This window comes from Actinoplanes philippinensis (assembly GCF_900113015.1).
Taxonomy (GTDB): domain Bacteria; phylum Actinomycetota; class Actinomycetes; order Mycobacteriales; family Micromonosporaceae; genus Actinoplanes; species Actinoplanes philippinensis.
The window spans coordinates 393082-411220 of record NZ_FONV01000005.1; the positions used below are offsets into that span (position 1 = coordinate 393082).

15 protein-coding genes and 1 tRNA gene are annotated in these 18139 nt (G+C 66.7%); 8 read left to right on the forward strand and 8 right to left on the reverse strand.

Annotated features, from left to right (window positions below; translation table 11 throughout):
- Nucleotides 1-19: 19 nt before the first annotated feature.
- From BM290_RS15140 to BM290_RS15150, 3 genes are all read right to left on the reverse strand, one after another.
- Nucleotides 20-847, reverse strand: a complete 828-nt coding sequence (locus BM290_RS15140) for a carbohydrate ABC transporter permease (protein WP_093614333.1) — start codon at nucleotides 845-847, stop codon at nucleotides 20-22.
- A complete protein-coding gene (locus tag BM290_RS15145) occupies nucleotides 844-1728 on the reverse strand; it encodes a carbohydrate ABC transporter permease (protein ID WP_093614765.1) in 885 nt (294 codons plus the stop codon). The genes BM290_RS15140 and BM290_RS15145 overlap by 4 nt, the downstream gene beginning before the upstream one ends.
- 143 nt (nucleotides 1729-1871) lie before the next feature.
- Nucleotides 1872-3188 carry an extracellular solute-binding protein gene (locus tag BM290_RS15150; protein WP_203779352.1) on the reverse strand — a complete coding sequence of 439 codons (1317 nt, stop codon included), beginning with the start codon at nucleotides 3186-3188 and terminating at the stop codon, nucleotides 1872-1874.
- Between the two features lie 518 nt (nucleotides 3189-3706).
- On the opposite strand from BM290_RS15150, the gene BM290_RS15155 reads away from it, so the two are divergent.
- Both BM290_RS15155 and BM290_RS15160 read left to right on the forward strand, forming a co-directional pair.
- Nucleotides 3707-6205, forward strand: coding sequence for an alpha/beta hydrolase-fold protein (locus BM290_RS15155; protein WP_093614335.1), 2499 nt, complete (start codon nucleotides 3707-3709; stop codon nucleotides 6203-6205).
- Nucleotides 6206-6317: 112 nt separating this feature from the next.
- Nucleotides 6318-7364: a LacI family DNA-binding transcriptional regulator gene (locus BM290_RS15160; RefSeq protein WP_203779354.1), complete on the forward strand. Its 1047-nt coding sequence runs from the start codon at nucleotides 6318-6320 to the stop codon at nucleotides 7362-7364.
- Nucleotides 7365-8006: 642 nt separating this feature from the next.
- On the opposite strand, the gene BM290_RS47270 is transcribed toward BM290_RS15160, so the two are convergent.
- Nucleotides 8007-8288 carry a hypothetical protein gene (locus BM290_RS47270; protein WP_143133747.1) on the reverse strand — a complete coding sequence of 94 codons (282 nt, stop codon included), beginning with the start codon at nucleotides 8286-8288 and terminating at the stop codon, nucleotides 8007-8009.
- On the reverse strand, nucleotides 8285-10228 hold the full coding sequence (locus BM290_RS15165) for an RHS repeat-associated core domain-containing protein (protein WP_177319719.1): 1944 nt from the start codon (nucleotides 10226-10228) through the stop codon (nucleotides 8285-8287). Before BM290_RS15165 ends, BM290_RS47270 begins: the two co-directional genes overlap by 4 nt.
- Before the next feature lie 82 nt (nucleotides 10229-10310).
- On the opposite strand from BM290_RS15165, the gene BM290_RS15170 reads away from it, so the two are divergent.
- The gene (locus BM290_RS15170; RefSeq protein ID WP_093614341.1) at nucleotides 10311-11780 is read left to right on the forward strand and encodes an Ig-like domain-containing protein; all 1470 of its coding nucleotides are present in this window, start codon (nucleotides 10311-10313) and stop codon (nucleotides 11778-11780) included.
- Between the two features lie 368 nt (nucleotides 11781-12148).
- On the forward strand, nucleotides 12149-13585 hold the full coding sequence (locus BM290_RS15175; RefSeq protein WP_177319720.1) for an Ig-like domain-containing protein: 1437 nt from the start codon (nucleotides 12149-12151) through the stop codon (nucleotides 13583-13585).
- 519 nt (nucleotides 13586-14104) lie between these two features.
- Here BM290_RS15175 and BM290_RS15180 read toward each other — a convergent pair.
- Nucleotides 14105-14176 (reverse strand) — tRNA-Val (locus BM290_RS15180).
- Between the two features lie 52 nt (nucleotides 14177-14228).
- Nucleotides 14229-14603, reverse strand: coding sequence for a TIGR02611 family protein (locus BM290_RS15185; RefSeq protein WP_093614345.1), 375 nt, complete (start codon nucleotides 14601-14603; stop codon nucleotides 14229-14231).
- Nucleotides 14604-14912: 309 nt separating this feature from the next.
- On the opposite strand from BM290_RS15185, the gene BM290_RS15190 reads away from it, so the two are divergent.
- From BM290_RS15190 to BM290_RS15205, 4 genes are all read left to right on the forward strand, one after another.
- On the forward strand, nucleotides 14913-15344 hold the full coding sequence (locus tag BM290_RS15190) for an SsgA family sporulation/cell division regulator (protein WP_014446635.1): 432 nt from the start codon (nucleotides 14913-14915) through the stop codon (nucleotides 15342-15344).
- A 206-nt stretch (nucleotides 15345-15550) separates the two neighbouring features.
- Entirely contained in the window at nucleotides 15551-16426 is an 876-nt protein-coding gene (locus tag BM290_RS15195) for a helix-turn-helix transcriptional regulator (RefSeq protein ID WP_093614347.1), read from the forward strand.
- 66 nt (nucleotides 16427-16492) lie between these two features.
- Entirely contained in the window at nucleotides 16493-16948 is a 456-nt protein-coding gene (locus BM290_RS15200) for an RrF2 family transcriptional regulator (RefSeq protein ID WP_093614349.1), read from the forward strand.
- 64 nt (nucleotides 16949-17012) lie between these two features.
- Nucleotides 17013-17195, forward strand: a complete 183-nt coding sequence (locus BM290_RS15205) for a DUF4236 domain-containing protein (protein WP_043522949.1) — start codon at nucleotides 17013-17015, stop codon at nucleotides 17193-17195.
- Here the strand turns inward: BM290_RS15205 and BM290_RS15210 are convergent.
- Nucleotides 17192-18091 (reverse strand): hypothetical protein, encoded by a 900-nt coding sequence (locus BM290_RS15210; RefSeq protein ID WP_093614351.1) that lies wholly within the window; start codon nucleotides 18089-18091, stop codon nucleotides 17192-17194. The genes BM290_RS15205 and BM290_RS15210 overlap by 4 nt on opposite strands.
- Nucleotides 18092-18139 lie beyond the last annotated feature (48 nt).

The following is an 18139-nucleotide window of genomic DNA, read 5'->3' on the forward strand; positions in this document are numbered from 1 at the left end:
GGCTGCGTACGGTGAACGATCAGCCCTTGAACGCGCCGTCCATGATGCCTTGCACCAGGCGGCGCCCGACCAGGATGAACAACACGAGAAGCGGCAGCGTGGCCAGGAACGAGCCGGACATGGCCAGGCCCAGGTCGATGTCACGGTTGTTCTGCAGGGCTTTGATCGCGATCTGGACGGTGTACCGGTCCGGTGACTTCAGCACGATGAACGGCCAGAGGAAGTCGTTCCAGGCCGTGACGAACCCGAACAGGCCCAGGACGAACGCCGCCGGGCGGACCAGCGGGAAGGCGATCCGCCAGAAGATCTGCCAGGTACTCGCCCCGTCCACCGTGGCGGCGTGCATCAACTCGTCGTCGATGACGCTCGCGATGTGCTGACGCATCCAGAAGATGCCGAAGGCACTCACCAGCCCCGGCACGATCACGGCCTGCAGGGTGTCCACCCAGTTCAGCTGCGACATGATCAGGTACTGCGGAATGATCGACAGCTGGGCCGGCACGGTCATGGTGAGCACCACGATGAGGAACAGCGTGTTACGGCCGGGGAACCTCAACTTGGCGAAGGCGAACCCGGCGAGGGCGCACAGCGTCGCCTGCCCGGCGCCGACAGCGGCGGCGACGGCGATGCTGTTGAGCAGGGCCTGCAAGAAGGGCACGGTGTCGAAGACCAGCCCGGCCAGATGCAGGAAGTTCCCGCCCGGCAGTACCCGCGGCGGAAGCTGGGTCGCGCTGGCCGTGTCCGTCGTGGCCACCACGAACATCCAGTAGAGCGGGAACACGCTGAGGAGAGCCATGATGCCCAGGAGTACGTAGGTGGTCCTGGGCGTCCGGTTCGGAGCCTTCATGGTCGCTCCCAACGGATGCGTGTGGCCAAGAGATAGTTGATCGTCGAGACGATGACCACGATGACGAACAGCGCCACGCCGACGGCCGCGCCGTACCCGAAGTGGAAGCGGCCGAAGGCCTGCTCGTACAGGAACAGGGTCAGGGTCTGGCACTGCCGCGCGGCCCCGCAGGACAGCCCGCCGGACGGGTTGGCCAGCAGCGCCTCGGTGAAGATCTGCAGTCCACCGATCGTCGACGTGACGACGGTGAACACGATGATCGGACGCAGCGCCGGGATGCTGATGCGGCGGAACTGTTGCCAGCCGTTCGCGCCGTCGACCGAGGCGGCCTCGTACAGTTCGCGGGGTACCGCCTGGAGGGAAGCCAGATACAGCAGTGTGTTGTATCCGGTCCACCGCCAGGCGACCATGGCGGCGATCATCAGGTGGCTGCCCCACACCGACGCGGTGAACTCGATGTGCTGGAATCCCAACAGCTCGAGAAACCAGTTCAGCAAGCCGTAGTCGCGGTCGAACAGCTGGGCGAAGACGATCGTGGTCGCGGCCACCGAGGTGACGTACGGAACCAGCACCACCATCCGGAAGAACGTCGCTGCCCGCAGCCGCACGTTGTTGAGCAGATGCGCAATGCCGAGCGCCACCAGCAGTTGCGGGACCGTGGACAGCACCCAGATGCTGAAGGTGTTGCGCATCGCACCCCAGAACCTCGGGTCGTCCATGAGGACCCGGAAGTTCTGCAGCCCGACGTAGCGATGCTCGCCGATCGGATCCCAGTCGAACAGCGCGACATAGAACGTGAACAGCAGCGGGAACAATCCGAAGACCGCGAACAGCAGAAAGAACGGCGCGATGTACGCGTACGGCGCGAGGCGCTCGCGCATGCTCTGCAGGATGCGGCGGTTGGCGGTCTGCCGGCCGGTCGCTCCCGGGGGCGTCACCGGGTTGAGCGTCAGGGTCAAAGCCGTCACCTTTCCGCCGGTTGCGGCGGCCGGATGGGCACCGGCCGCCGAGCGTCAGCCGCCCGTCAGCCCCGGAGGGCGTTCTTGACGTTGGTCAGCGCGGTGTCCCATGCCTCGGTCGGTGGAACCTTTCCCTGCTCGACGCTTGTCAGGGTGTTGAGCAGCTCCGTACCGATGGTGGCGTCGTTCAGGCCGATGTAGAACGGCTTGATCGCCTTCGCCGATTCGGTGTAGATCTTGCCGATCGGCGCGTTGGAGAAGAACGGGTCGGTCTGGGCGAGCAGTTTCGGATCGGAGTAGACCGACGGCGTGGTGGGCAGGTTGCCTTTCGCCAGGAAGTTCTCGAGTTGCCCGGCCGGCGACTGCATCTCGGTGATGTACTTCCACGCCGCCTGCGGGTTCTTCGCTCGCTGGGGAATGGCAAGGAAGCTACCGCCCCAGTTGCCGGCGCTGCCCGGAATCCGGGCGATGTCCCACTTGCCCTCGGTGGTGGGCGCGTTGGTTTTGATCGCGTTGAGCATCCACGACGGTGCGGACGTGACGGCGAAGTCACCCTTGGCCATGCCCGCGGTCCAGGCTGCGGAGAAGGTTTCCTGCTTGGCGGCGATCTTCGCCTCCCCGGCCTTCAGGGTCAGGTCGAACGCGGCTTTGACCTCGGGGTTGGTGTCGTACACCATCTTGTGGGTGCTGTTGTCGTAGTAGCGGGTGGCACCCTGGTTCACCGCCTGGAAGAAGACACTGGTCGGCACGTTGTCGAGGAACTTCTTGCCGGTCGCCGCGGTGTACTTCTTGCCGACCTCGAGGAAGTCGTCCCAGGTCTTCCACGAGTCCGACACCTGGGTACGGTCGGTGGGCAGGCCCGCCGCCTTGAAGAGGTCGGTACGGTAGGCGACCGCCAGCCCGCCGACGTCCGTGGGGATACCGATGATCTTACCGTCGTCCGTGGTCGGCTGTTTGATGACCCAGTCCAGGTAGTCGTTCTTGATCTTGTCGGCGCCGAGCGTGTTCAGGTCCACGAAGTTCTCCGGGGACTGCATGAACTTCGGCAGGTCGTCGCCCTGGATCAGGACCAGGTCGGGCACCTTGCCACCGGCCAGCGCCGCGGTGAGCGCCTGCGCCGTCTCGCTGGTGCTGCCCACCTCCGTCAGCTTGATCTGCGCGTCCGGGTGCTTCTTCTTGTACCTCTCGACGTCGACCTTCTGGTTGATCCCGGTGAAGGACCAGAACTCGAAGGCCGTTCCGGACGAGCCGGAGTCGTCGCTCGAGCTCCCCGGCGTGCAGCCGGCGGCCACGAGCATCGCCGCGGTGGCGACGGCCGCGGTGAGGACGCGCCGCACGCGCACAGCGGAGTCGGCCCAGCGGGCGGGGTGTGGTCGAAGCATGGTGTTCTCCCTGGAGTCCGTCGGGAAGCCGGCCGGAGCATCCACTGGCCGGGCCGGCTGGGTCACAGCGCGGGGCACGGCGGGCAGCGCCGACGCGACGATCGCTTTCCTGGCGGAGTCGTGAGGGGACGCTCAGGTGGCAGAACATTACCTCCCATCAATGCGTTGTCAAGGGTCCGAAACTTTCGGCGCTGGAGAATCCCACGGGACCATCACCGCCGCCCACGGCTCCAGATCTTGTTGATCAAAGGCATGAGCTGCTAATTCATCGGCGATCTTCATGACGAATTCTCGGGCAAGAACCGGTAATTTCGGAGAGCGATCGGGTCACGGCGGCACTCGGCCGCCCACGAACACGCCTCTTGCCATTCCGTCTACACCGGTGTACGAATCGAGGCGTGCCGATGTAAACGTGGGCCTGTCGGTGCTGCCGGGAAGGCCTCGGTGGCCGATCCCGGTGGTGAGGCGCGTGCCGTCGATGCGGGAGGTCTCGGCGCTCTGAGAGGAGCAGCAACGCGATGTCACACAGCAGAGACTCCCGAAAGACCGGCCTGGTCGCAGCCGCGGCTCTGATGGTGTCACTCATCGCGGCCGCCCCGGCGGTTGCCGCGACTGACACATGGCATTCGAACGACGACGTCTACCACTACTTCAAGGTGCCGCAGGCGGAGGCCGTCAGCATCGTCGGTGGAACGCCGGCAACGCTTGAGCTGGAGGCGAACATCGGCCCGAGCGGCACCTGGTCGGCGCTCGCTCTCGGCCTGAACGGCTCGGACTATGCCGCGAACGTCGGTCCGCTCGAGCCCGGGCTGTATCACTACCAGTACACCGCGACCATGCCGGACAGGTCGAAGGTGTCCTTTCGCCAGCCCGGCAGTCCGGTGGCGGTGACGTCGAAGCCCAACTGGAACACCTTCTTCGTGCCGGGTGAGTCGGTCGCATGGATGGACGACGTCGCCGCGGGTGGGACCGTGGCGGAACTGCCCTACCGAAGCGCGGCGGCGGCGGAGAACCGTACCGCCGTGGTGTGGACGCCGCCCGGCTACGACTCCGCCCGGGCCGAGGCGTACCCCGTGCTGTACCTGCTGAGCAGCGAGGGCCAGACCGCTCGCGAGTGGCTGGAACTCGGCCGGGCGAAGCAGATTCTCGACAACCTGGTGGCCGGCAGGGACGCCAAGCCGATGGTGGTGGTGATGGCTGACGCCAATTCCGCCGACCCCCGCGCCGAGTTGCTGAACGCCATCGTCCCGGCAGCACGGGCCGGTTACCACATCTCGTCCCGGTCGCACAGCCAGGCGCTGGCCGGTGTCGGAACCGGCGCCCAGCAGGCGATCAGCATCCTCCGCAGCGCCCCCGGCGCGTTCGCCTACGTCGGCTCCTTCTCCGGCTCCGCCGGCCGCCCGATCACCAAGGCGGAGGCCAAGGCGATCAACAAGGGCACCGAACTGCTCCGGACGTACGTCGGCAACACGCTCGATCCGTCTTACAACGACACCTATCACCTGCTGGTGAACCTGAAGAAGTCCGGAGTGAAGTTCGAGTTCGACGGCGTCAACCCCGACGACGCCGGCTGGGACGCGTGGCGGGAGAACCTGCGAGACTTCGCCTCCCGGCTCTTCGGGCAGAAGGGCGCAGGCCCCGGTGCCAGCAAGGGACACCGCCCGCTGACCCGGCCGTACCAGCCCCCGGCCGCCGGGTCGATCACGACTCCGCACATCGACCCGCAGGGCATCGTCACGTTCGAGACCGGCACCCAGTGGGCCGACGCCAAGGACGTCACGATCTGGGGCAACTGGGCCCCGAACGGCCAGTGGTTCCGGATCCCGATGGTCAAGCAGCCCGACGGCCGGTGGCGCACCTCTGTCGGACCGCTCGACGGGTACTACTACTACCGGTACGTGGTCGACGGCGTCGACAAGAAGGACCCCGCCGACACCGTCAACACCCATGTGATGGAGTCACAACTCTTCGTGCCGGGCAAGACCGACGCGATGCTCGCGGACGTCCCCGAGGGCAAGGGCGGCACGGTCTCGCTCATGACGTACGACGGAGGCCAGGGCGCCGAGCGCTACGCGTACGTCTGGACGCCGCCGGGCTACGATCCCGACCGCGAAGCTGCCTACCCGGTGCTGTACCTGTACCACGGCGGGGGCCAGAACTACGGCAGCTGGATCGAGACCGGCCGGGCCAAACAGATTCTCGACAATCACTACCTCAACGGGACCATGGTGCCGATGGTCGTGGTCATGCCGGACCAGAACGGCGTCGACTTCTGGACCGACCTCAGCCAGCACGTGATCCCCACCGCGGCGGAGAAGTACCACATCTCGACGGATTCGGATCAGCAGGCGCTCGCCGGTCTGTCGTGGGGAGCCATGAACACCCTCGGCACCTGGCTCAGCCATCCGGGCGAGTTCGCCTACATCGGCGCCTTCTCGGGTGGCCTGCTCTCCTACCCCACCGTCGACGTCCCGGCGGTCAACGAGAGCACCAAGCTGGCCCGGCTGTACTCCGGTGACGTCGACTTCACGTACTCGTTCACCCAGGATTCGATGCGGTGGCTGACCGCCCAGGGCATCGAGTACGAGTACGCGGGGACCTGGGTCGGACCGCACGGCTTCGACACCTGGATGGCGAACCTGATCGACTTCGTACCGCGGCTTTTCACGCCGGAGTACCGGTTCGGCGGGGTGCGGCCGCCGCTGGCCGGCGACGGCACCGACGTCGTCAAGGCCGGACGTGCCGTGCCGGTCAGGTTCACCCTGACCGGCACGGACGGCAAGACCGTCACTGATGCGCGGCCGCGTCTCTACCTGGCGAAGAAGACGGGCGGCGTGACCGGTGATCGTGTCGCGGCCAGACCCGTCCAGAGGAATGCGGACAACACCGCGCGCTACAGCGCACACAAGGCCGAGTACGTCTTCGACTGGGACACCAGAGGACTCGCCCCGGGTGCTTACGAGTTGCAGATCGATGTGGGCAGCTCGGTGCACGCCATCGCCCTGACCGTCAACTGACGGTAAGCCACACGGCCGGCCCGTCCCGGATCGGGACGAGCCGGCCGCTGCGTCGGATCGGCACGGGGCTCTTATACGCTCGTCGATGAGCCGACGAGCGGCAGGAGGGGCGTTGGCACGCAAGACCAACGGGTCGCCGACGATGCGCGACGTCGCCGGACTCGCCGGGGTGTCGATCAAGACGGTGTCCAACATCCTCAACGGCTACCAGTACGTTCGTCCGGAAACCCGCAAGCGGGTCGACGACGCGATCCGTGAGCTGGGCTACCACGTGAACGTCTCGGCGCGGAACCTGAGCCGCGGCCGGACCGGGGCGATCGCTCTGGTGGTGCCGTCGCTGCGCGTCGTCTACTTCGCCGAACTTGCCGACGCCGTCATGCGAGAGGCGTCCCAGCGAGGCCTGACCGTGTTCATCGAGCAGACCAACGCCGAGCGCGACCGCGAGCTGCGAGTGCTGGACGGCAGCTACCGGTCACGTTTCGACGGCGTGCTGTACTCCCCGCTCGCGCTGAGCCAGCAGGATCTCCCGCTGTTCGACGTCGGCTTTCCCCTCGTGCTCCTGGGCGAGCGGGTGTTCGACGGCAACGTCGACCACGTCACGATGAGCAACGTCGAGGGAGCACGAGCGGCAACCGAGCACGTCCTGGGCCGAGGCGCGACCACGGTCGTACCCCTGGGAGTCAAGCACGACCCGTCGCCGAGCAGCGGAACGCTGCGGTTCCGAGGCTTCCGGGAGGCCCTCCGGTCACAAGGTTTGGACGTCGACCCCCGCGCGATCATCGGTGTGCCCGACTACTTCCACTCCACCGGCGCCACGACGATCACCAGCATTCTCGACAGCGGCGTCAGGCCCGACGCGGTGGTGGCGTTCGCCGACACACTCGCGCTGGGGGCACTCGCCGCCTTACAGGACCGCGGCCTCCGGGTCCCCGAGGACGTCCAGCTGATCGGCTTCGACAACATCGACGAAACGAACTACTCCCGCCCGCCGCTGAGCACCATCGACCCGGGCCGCGACGTGATCGCACACCAGGCCGTCGCCCTGTTGGAAGAGCGGATCCAGCTCCAGATCGACGGCGTGCCGCGAGAGGAGCAGCCGGCGCCCCGGCGAATGGTCGTCGACTTTGAACTGATCCCGAGGCAGTCGACGCTGTCCTGAGGCCCGGAAGACGGAGAGCGGACACCAGCGGTATCGCCATCGGGTGAGCACCTTTGCGACCTGGCAGCGGTCAGACGGGGAGCAGAGCAACGAATCACATGACCGGAACAGTCATCCGGGAAGATTTCAGTTACAGGAATCGAGGTTGACTCTGGATTCCCATGAGAGCCGCGATGCCCCGATTTAATGATTCCTTCAATACCTCTCGCTCTTCGCGCACCTGGTCGACCCCCTTGCCCGAGGTTATGTATGCGGCCTCAAAAGAGACCCATGCCTCGTACACCTCAAGAAGAACGCCAGAAGATACCGAAGCTATCTCGAACTTCTTTCGAAATCCCATAGGTGGCTCGCGACTCCCGATCCAAAGTTCGAGGCGGGCATATTCGGCCATGTACTGCGCAGCGAGTTCGACAACGTCGTTACCGATGATGTTACTGCCTATCATCTGCACACCGATTGAGTTCGGGCGATGCCGTCGGAAGGCGCAGCCGTTCAGGAATCTCCCTATAACGTTGCAAATCTTTCAACCAATCCCACGCCCCTTCCATCACAACCTCCATCGCTTAAATCTTGTTTCCATAAGCCAGCTTACGCGCCACGTGGCGACGTTGAACGCCACGAAGTGGCCACTTGCGATCCAGGTTAATCAGCTTCACCGCCAGACTCTGGCGGGGAACCGTCAACCATTCCAATGCTAAATGGAAGTGCCCGCAAAAAGTCGGCCGTATGCGAATCGCTGTCCCGCGCCATGCGTTCGATCAATTCGAGAAGTTCACCACGATCGTCCCTCGACAACTGAAGAATCTCGTACCCCATGTTCTCTAAACCGCGCACCGCAGTATCGGGATCGATTTCCTCAGGGCCACACTCCTCCATCAGCATCATGGCAGCTACAATCGCACGCACCAATGGCTCCGGATTCATCCCGCCTGCCTAACTACAATGGTCGATATCTTTGCATAGGACATAAACCTGATTGCTGCACTCATAGCCGCCTCATCAGGTAGTTCCCACACTGGCGTTAGGCCATGATACGCCGCAGTCGCAGCCTGCCGCCGAGCCTGGTCCACAGCTTTCTCAGTAAATCGCGGATTCAGCTTCCGGTCGATAATCTCATTCCCTTCGAGGCCATCGAATTTGGCGGTAACCGGTTTCCCGTCAGCACCGGGCATTTCCAACTGGGGAGCCTGCCCATAACGCGTTGCTGCATTAGATCGAGCGCCTGCGACACCTGATTGATAATCATAGGCACCCTGCGGCATTCCCCGCCGACCGAGACTTAGGTCGCCTCCCTCATCAACCCAGCTGACGTGATCTTCCGCTTTCGAACTGCCATTCCCGCAGTTGTGGACCAGGACCGGGGTTTCGCCAGCCAACACATAGTACGTGTGGAGGTCGTTGATGGTGAGGTTGCGGACGTCGGAGCGGTTTCCGGCGGCGCTGACTGCCCCGACCTGGACCCAGGTATCCGTGGAGGTACGTAGCCACATCCCGGGCAGTAGTTCGCTGGCGGGGACCCAAGCCTGCAGGTCCTCCACCCAGAAGGGATGCTCCGTGGTGGCAATGAGGCTGCCGAAGACATCCGATCCGGTAGCTGTCGCTGCGGAGAGCTTGGCACTGTCTTCGGCAGCAGGCTTGGGGGCGGTCGCCGACCGCTCCTCTTCCTGCACGACAGTCACCTTGACCACCGGTTTGACGACATTCGCGGCGATGGTGGCGACGATCTCGCGGGGGCCCTGCTCTCCGGTCTCGGGGTCAGCGGCCAGGACCTCCTCGCCGGTCTCCAGTTCGCCGATGGGTTTGGTGGTGCCGTCGGCCATGAGGACGGGGGTGTCGGGGGCGAAGCTGTTCTTGGTGGCGCAGGTTTCGGTGCGCTTGGTGTTGTCGGCGACCTTGGTCGGGGGTTCGGGGTCGGGTGCTTTGACTGGTGGGGCGGCTTTGGCGACGTCGACGGCGTCGTCGGCCTTTTCCGCGATGGCTTCGGCGGCGTTGATGGCTTTCTTGGCGTTGCGGCCCATCTTGGCTGCGGCGATGGCATTGCCGGCGACGGGGATGGCTGCGGCCGCGCAGAGGGCGGCTTCGCCCCAGTTGCCTTCGGCGGCGTAGACGGCGGCGTTGGTCAGGTCGGCGGCTTCGCCGATAACGGGGACCATGCCGGCGACGTCGAGGGCGGTGTGCACGATCTCCGACCAGCCCCAGAGGCCGTCGGGATCGGTGAAGGTCAGCGGGCTGTTGTAGGCGTAGCTGTAGGGCTGCAGTTGCAGCGGTTGCATGACGTCGATGACCGGGTCGACGGACAGGAACCGGCCGATCGCGGGGTCGTATTCGCGGGCGCCGAGGTGGATCAGGCCGGTGCTGTCGTCGATGGTGCCGCCGACGAAACCACGCTGGCCGGGCCACAGTTGCGGCTTCTGGCCGCGGTCCTCGCCGTACGGGGTGAGTTTGCGCCGCTGAACCGTCATGTCGCTGGACAGCCGGACGGCGGCGGTGGCGGTGTTGTGGTGGTCGGCCAGCATCACCGACAGCGTCTCGCCGGTGGCGGTGCGACTGCGGATCACCGTGGGGGCGCCGGCCTGGGTGTAGTAGCGGTCTGCGGTCAGGGTGCCGTCGGTGGCAGCGGTGACCTCGGTTTCCGGCAGGTACAAGGTGGTGCCGGCCGTCGTGCGGCGTAGCAGGCGGTTGCCGTCGGCGTCGTACACGAAGGTGGTCTCGCCCTTGGTGGGGTCGACGATCTTCGCGACGCGGCCGTCCGGGTTCCACTCCAGGCTCTGGGTGGCGCCGCCCTCCTGCCGGGTCTTGGTGTTGCCGGTCTTGTCGTAGGTGTAGGTGTTCAGCCGCTGCCCGCCCGGGCCGGTCGAGGTCACCGTCGACAGCCGGTGGCCGGCAGGCTCGGGGCTCGCGCATTTCGACGATCTACGATGTCGGCAATCGATCTTCGGGGGAGACATGCGACGGACATCACGAGGCGCCGTAGCTCTGCTGACGCTGGCGGCAGCGCTGACGGCTGGTCCAGCCGCGACACCGGCGTACGCCGTCGAATCGCCGGTTATCGACTTCGGTCTGAGTGCCGGTCAGTACGTCAACAAGACCGTGGTGATCACGCCCACGATCGCTGAGGACTCCGATGTCAGCCGTGTGGTGCTCTACGCCGACGACAAGCAGGTCACCGCAGACAATGTGGCGCCGTGGTCGTTGTCCTGGAACACGCTCGGCAGTTTCGACGGTGACTGGCGCCTGCAGTTGGGTGTCATCGACTCGGCGGGAGTCGAGACTCGTAGCGAGACCGTGACCGTCACGGTCATCAACCGCGGGGCCGTCGCCTACTTCCCGTGGCCGGACAGCCTGCAGCGCAGCATCGGCAACACCTTTACCGGCGTCAAAGAGTTCGATCTCAGCGTGTCGCCGCACACCAAACTCGACGCGGTCACCCGCGTCGACCTGCTCCTGAACGACAGGGTGATCGATTCGGCGACCGCCGCGCCGTGGACCGTCACGTGGGACACCACCGGCCCCGACGGCCTGGTCACCCTGCGGACGAAGACCTACGACATCCTCGGCAACGTCGGCACCAGCAAGGTGTATGCCTACGTCGACCGCACCCCACCCTCGCTGGATGTCGGATACGACGAGGTCGACGGCTACGTCAACCGCAACGGCCGCATCTACATCGGCTCCGAGGACCCTTCCGCGGTCGACCGCGTCGAACTGTGGGTCAACGGCAAACTGATCAGCACCGACCGGTCGATCTGCTGCAACGGCCTCGGCGCCATCGCCCTGCCCTTCGACCGCACCGCGGTCAACGGCCCGGCCACCATGACGGTCCGCTCCTACGACGAGATCGGCAACATGGCCGAGCACACCCGCACCGTCACCGTCGACAACGACGGTCCGGCCGTCACCTTCACGCCCGCCGCCAACGCCCTCGTCCGCGGCACCTTCACCACCGCTCTCACCAGCGCCAAGGACGCCACCGGCATCACCTACCTGAGCGGCTACATCAACGACCTCGTCTACACCCACCGCGCACCCTGGTCCGTGCGCATCGACACCCGTCACGTCGCCGACGGACGCCGCACCCTGCGAATCGACGTCCAAGACAAGGCCGGCAACGTCACCACCGTCCAGCGACCCATCACCGTCGACAACACCGCGCCCGCGATCACGATCACCAAGGCCCCGAAGAACAAGGCCAAGGTCACCAAGACCTTCAAGATCACCAGCGCCGCGTCCGACCGGTACGGCATCGCCCGCGTGCAACTGCTCGTCAACGGCAAGGTCGTCGCCACCGACACCAAGGCCGCCTACGGCTTCACCGTGAACCCGAAGAAGTACGGCAAGAAGTTCACCGTCCAGCTCCGCGCCTACGACAAAGCCGGCAACGTCAAATACACCGGCAAGCGCACCTACCGCCGCTGACCAGAGCGTTCACGGGGTGGCCGGACCGGCTCGGGCCGGCTCGACCACCCCACACGCGCTTCTGGGAGGGCATCGCGTGATCCGGCCCTATGACCAACGGCCCGCGGCGGGCATCATGACCGTGCAATCGGCGTGCCCGGCGCCGTCCGGCAGGCCGATTGCCGGCCGCCCGCCGCGTCCCTCAGCGCCGCACCCGCCGGGGCACCGGTACCAACCCCGGCCTGATCAATGCATCGATCGCGCGAGGACGCTGGGATATCTCCGTTGATCTACTTTGGCTTATGCTTCGCGCGCACAGGTTCGTGAGAGGCGGGGGCATGCGACCGGGCAACATCACGTCACGTAGAGGCAGCGCCGTTCTCGTAGCCATGCTCGCCGCCGCCGGGCTGCACGCTCCCGCGGCCCACGCCGCCACGGGCGAGGACACCGTCGCTCCGACGATCACCGACATCGGCCTGGCCGCCGGCACCGCCGCCAACGGCACCGTCACCCTGCGGCCCGTCGTCTCCGACGATGTCGCCGTCACCCGCGTACACCTCCAGGTCAACGGATGGGTCGTGGCCACCTCCGAGACCGCACCGTTCACGCTGACCTGGGACACCCGGCCGCGCCGCAACGACGACGTCCACGTGACGCTCACCGCCTATGACGCGGCGGGCAACGCCACCACCTCCGACGTCGCGATCGTCCACGTCGACAACGACGCGCCGTGGCTCGTCTTCCCCTGGATCATGACCGGAGCCTCCAGCCAGCGCCCGGCGATGAGCTTCACCGGCGTCACCCCGATCGACTTCGCCAAGCACGGCTTGGCCGCCGACACCGCCGGCATCGAGCTCAGCATCGGCTCGACGGTCATCGGCACCGCCACCGCGGCCCCGTGGATCATCAACTGGGACACCAGCACCTACGACGGCCCGACCGCCCTCACCGTCCGCGGCTGGGACCACTTCGGCAACACGATGACCCTGCGCGGCACCGTCTGGGCCGACCACACCGGCCCCGCCATCACCCCCGAGTTCCACTGGTCGCCCAACTTCATCAGGGCCGGCGGCCCGATCCCCGTGCAGGTGACCGACGGCGCCGGTGTCCGCAAGACCGAACTGCTGGTCAACGGCACCGTGGTCGCCACCGACACCACTCCCGGCCAGTACCGCACCTTCACCTGGCCCCGGGGCATCCCGAACGGCCCGGCCACCATGACCGTCCGCGCCGAAGACGGCATCGGCAACATCAGCGAACACACGCAGACCGTCACCGTCGACAACGACAAACCCGTCCTCACCCTCACCCCCGCCAACGGGGCACTGGTCCGCGGCAAGGCCCTGCCCGCCGCCATCACCAGCTACCAGGACGCCACCGGCATCAGCCTGCTCGAAGCCGGCATCGACGACCACAACGCCTACACCAACCGAGCCCCCTGGCGCGTCACCCTCGACACCACCCCTCGCTACGACGGCCGGCACACCCTGACCTTCCGCGTCGTCGACCGGGCCGGAAACCAGACCTACGTCAGCCGCACCGTCACCGTCGACAACACCGCGCCGGCGATCCGATACCGGCAGGCGCCGAAGAACAAGGCCAAGGTCAGCAAGACCTTCAAGGTCACCAGCGAGGCCACCGACCGGTACGGGATCGCCCGCGTCCAGCTGCTCGTCAACGGCAAGGTCGTCGCCACCGACACCAAAGCCGCGTACGCCTTCACCGTCAACCCGAAGAAGTACGGCAAGAAATACACCGTCCAACTCCGGGCCTACGACAAAGCCGGCAACGTCAAGTACACCGGCAAGCGCACCTACCGCCGCTGACCAGAGCGCTCCTGGGTGGTCGGGCCAGCTCGACCACCCGGCACGCACAGCGCCGGAGGGAATCCCGCGGTGCCGCCCCGGAAAGAACGGCCCGCGAGCGCATAACGGACATTCCGAGCGCCTTTGTCAGCCCAGGACGGACCACTCCCGTCAGCCAGCAGTGATCAGCCAGTACCAGCAGGACACGGCAATCCCCCACAGCCCAGGTCAGCCCCGGCGACACCGGTGACCGCCGCCGGACTTCGCACGGCGCCGTACGACGCTACTCGGCACTCACCTGACCACTTCGCAAAGCAGGTCGTGGTCACAGGAGCAACGACAGGAGTGGTCGCCGCCGCACGAGGACCTCGAGAATCCTTCAGCGCTGTTGAACGCTGCTCGACATTCCGCTCAGCTAGCTTCCTCCGAGGAGGTCATCTCGGGAGTCAAGGCACTGCTCCCCATCTGCTCCCGCAAACATGACAAAACGCCCGGCCTCGTGAATTACAAGACCGAGCGTTCTCGCAGCTAGACGCTATGTGGGCGATACTGGGATCGAACCAGTGACCTCTCCGGTGTGAACGGAGCGCTCTCCCGCTGAGCTAATCGCCCTCAACGAGATGGAACTCTACTAGACGCCACCACCGGTTTGCGAACCAGGGGGTCATCGGGCGCGCAACCAGTCCAGACTGACCTGGACCAGGTCGATGTGCAGGCTCACCTTGACGCTGGCCCAGACGACCGCGCTGATGAAGAGCATGCCGACGATGCCGATCAGGGCGCGCAGCGGCAGGGACTGGCGGGCGATCCAGTGGGTCCAGCTCTGCACGTGACGCTTCGTGAAGGCGAGCACGCCGCGCGCCCAGTGGAATTCGACGGCGAGGATGGCGAGGCCGAGGATCACGATCGCCCAGCCGGGGCCGGGGAACGGGATCAACACGATGCCGATGGCGACGACCAGGCCACCGACGATGCCGACGCCGACCTTGAGGGCCAGGCGGCCGGTGGAGTTGGACCGAATACGGTCAAGCACACGCACGTCTGAGAACCCCGTCGTCCGGTTTTAGGTTCATTTCATCCCCCAGTGTCCGGGAGCCCCGTCACTACCCGGGAGGAATGGACGTTACCGGAGTAAGTCAACTGCTGGACCACCGACGCCGGGCGGAACCGAGTACATGGGCAGAACAGGACAAGATATCGCTTTACGTCCTGCGCGGAAGGGTTTTCGGAACCGCCTTCCCACTACTGGGTGAGATCAGCGTATGGCGGAGCGTAACTACAAGGATCACCTGAGTATGGGAACCGCGGGGTTCACCAGCCTCGCAGCGGTGCCGGGGGGAGTTCGTCCATGAGTACCATTCGTCCAACGACCGTCGAGGTCGAAACCTCGCTGCGGCTCGTAGCGCCTGACGCGACGGCACTGCCGGTACGCGCCAGTCTGCGTTACGACCCAGCCGACCCGTATGCGGTTCACGTGTTGTTCCACGCAGAATCAGCCGGTGGGGAAGCCGTGAGCTGGTCCTTCGCGCGGGAACTCCTCGTGACCGGGCTCGACGAGCCGGCCGGGATCGGCGACGTCCGGGTGTGGCCGTGGGCCACGCCGCGGGGCGACTTCGTCGCGCTGGCCCTCTCGTCGCCGGACGGGAACGCGCTGTTCGAGGTGCCGCGCAGCGTCCTGGTCCGCTTCCTGCGGCGCACCTACGTGGTGGTGCCCCGCGGGCGCGAGTCCGACCATCTGGACGTCGACGCGGCTGTCAACCGGCTGCTGGCGGGACGCTAGCCGCCGGCGACATCAGCGAGTCAGGGCGACCCGCGCGGACACTGCCGGTCCGCGCGGGTCGCCCTTTATAGCCGGAAAAATAATCGATCTCCGAATAGGAATCGGAATCGGACGTATAGCGAATACCGAGCTAGAAATCGGACATTTACCTCAGTCGGTGCGCTAGTGGATGCGGAAGCATCCATCGACGACTACCGTCAGGCGCGATGTCAGCACTCATTCAACACACCGAGCCGGCGCCCACCCGTCTCCCACCGGACTGGTCGGGGATCGGCGGCTGCGCGCTTCCGGTGGCCGCGGACGCCGCCACCGTCCTGCTGGACAGTCACGCTCTGGTGCTCGCCGGCACCGGCCCGCTCGACGCCGAGGTGGACTTCACCGAGCACCTGTGCGCCCCGGGCACAGCGCTCTGGGTCCGTCCGGGGCAGGCGGTGCGGTTCGGCGAGCCGCCCGGCGACACGGCCACGATCGTCTTCCGGTCCGGGCTGTTCGGGCCGGAGGAGCTACCGGACCTGGCGCCCGACGATCCGTCCGGTCCGGGCGCCCGCCCGTTGTCCGTACCCCATCCGGAGTCCCTCCGCACCGCCTTCGGCAACCTGACCGCCGACGCCGACGGCCCACCCGGGCCGGTCGCGGCCGCCCTGCTGCGACATCAGCTGGCCGCGGTGCTGCTGCGCCTGCGGCTCGCCGAGCCGGCCGTCGATCCGGCGGGCCACGTCGAGGGCCGGACCTTCGAGCGGTTCCAGCGCCGCCTGGAGGAGGGCTATCCGCACACCCGCCGGGTCGAGGACTATGCGGCCGAGCTGGGCTGTTCGGTGCGTACCCTGACCCGGGCCAGCCTCGCGCTGACCGGCCGTACCGCCAAGCAGGTGGTCGACGACCGGGTCGCGCTGCAGGCCCGGCGCCTGCTCGCCGCGACGCCGCTGTCGGTCGCCGAGGTGGGCCGGATCCTCGGGTTCGGGGAGCCGACCAACTTCGGCCGCTTCTTCCACCGGGAGACCGGGCTGAGCCCGGGGCAATTCCGAGGGAGGTACGCGACGGGGCCCGACGGCATACCCGGCCAGCGACGCCCCACTGACTGAGCGTGAATTCCCACAACTCCCTGGGGTATGTGCATCGGGGATGCGCGGGCGGGGCATGATAGTCAGGTGCAGATCTCCGCGCGCGGTGACTACGCGGTGCGGGCCGCCCTCAGTTTGGCGCAGGCCTACCCCGCACTGATGTCCGCTCAGGCCATTGCCCAAGACCAGAGCATGCCCCGGAAGTTCCTCGAGGCAGTGCTCGCCGACCTGCGCCGCGCCGGCGTGGTCCGGGCCCAACGCGGCGCCGAGGGCGGTTACACGCTGTCGCACCCACCGCGGGATGTGACGATCGGCCAGATCATCCGGGCGGTCGACGGCCCGCTGGCCGGTGTGCGCGGCCTCCGCCCGGAGGAGACGCAGTACACGGGGGCGGCCGAGAACCTGCCGAACCTGTGGGTGGCGGTGCGGGCCGCGGTGCGTGAGGTGCTCGACGAGGTGAGCCTCGCCGAGCTGATCAGCGGGCGGATGCCGGCGCATGTGCGCAAGCTGACCACCCGCCCCGACGCCTGGCAGCCACGCTGACGTTTGTGGATTGTCCCCATCGGGAAATCTCCGGCCCATCAGAACGTAGATGGGAGAAGTTCCGATGGGCATCGTCTACCGCAGCCGCAAGAAGATCGGGCCGCTGGTCCTGAACTTCACCGAGAACGGCTACTCGTCGTGGAGCCTGAAGATCGGTCGCTGGTCCTGGAACTCCAAGACCCGCGCCCACCGCGTCGACCTGCCCGGCCCGCTGTCCTGGAAGCAGGACAAGAGCCGCTCGCGCTAAAGGCGGATCATGACGTCGCCGCCGAGCCGGCCGTGTGCCGGCTCGCGGGCGACCGCCCCGGTGTCGATCAGCGTGTGCAGGACCCGGGTGGCGTCAGCGGCGCGATAGACGGTTTCGGTGAGCGCGAAAGTGCGCAACTCGGTCACCGTGGCCGCTCCGACCCGCTCCAGGTGCGCCAGCAACTCCCGCCGCAGTGGGCCGGGATGCGGGCTCAGCGAGATGTCGAGGAGATGCCGCTCCGGATCGCCGGGGTCACGTAGCCGTACCCCCGCGAACTCATCGACCGCCCACAGCGCCTCCTTGAAGCTCTCCAGACTCCGCCCCGAGGTGGTGGCGAAGACCACCACCTCGCCGGGCTCCGGCCCGGTCGCCAGCTCAGCGGCCGTGACCAGCGGAAAACCCAGACCCCGATAGGGGTCGACCGGGCTGCCGGGAGGCAGCGCGAGCAAAACCTCGGCCGGCTTCCCGGCCGCGATCGCAGCGACGGTGGTCACCGCGGGCGGCTTCCCCCCGCTTGCCGCGTCGAGAAAACCCATCAGGGGTACGCGTGAAGCGCCGGCCGCTTTCAGCGCGACCGGAAGCCGCTGGTCCGTCCCGCCGCCGACCGGCAGGACCGACAGCCCGGCCGCCGCTCCCGACTCCCGTTGCGCGGCCTCGAGCCGCCGTCCCACCTCGGTGACGTCGTCGCCGACCGCCACCATGGACAGTTCCCGCCCGCGGGCCAGGCCGGGCAGATCGGCGAGGACCCGCACGGCCGCCTCGGCCGCCACTCCCCCGTCCCCGTCGGCATAGCCGTGCACATAGGTGGCACGGCGGGCGTGATGAAGCGCACCGGCGGCCCATGCCTGCAGGTGGCGGACGAGAAGCTCACGTTTGACGGTCACAATCGGGGACACATCGTGTTTCTACCCTGTCCACTTCGGTACCGGAAACTTGTACCCATG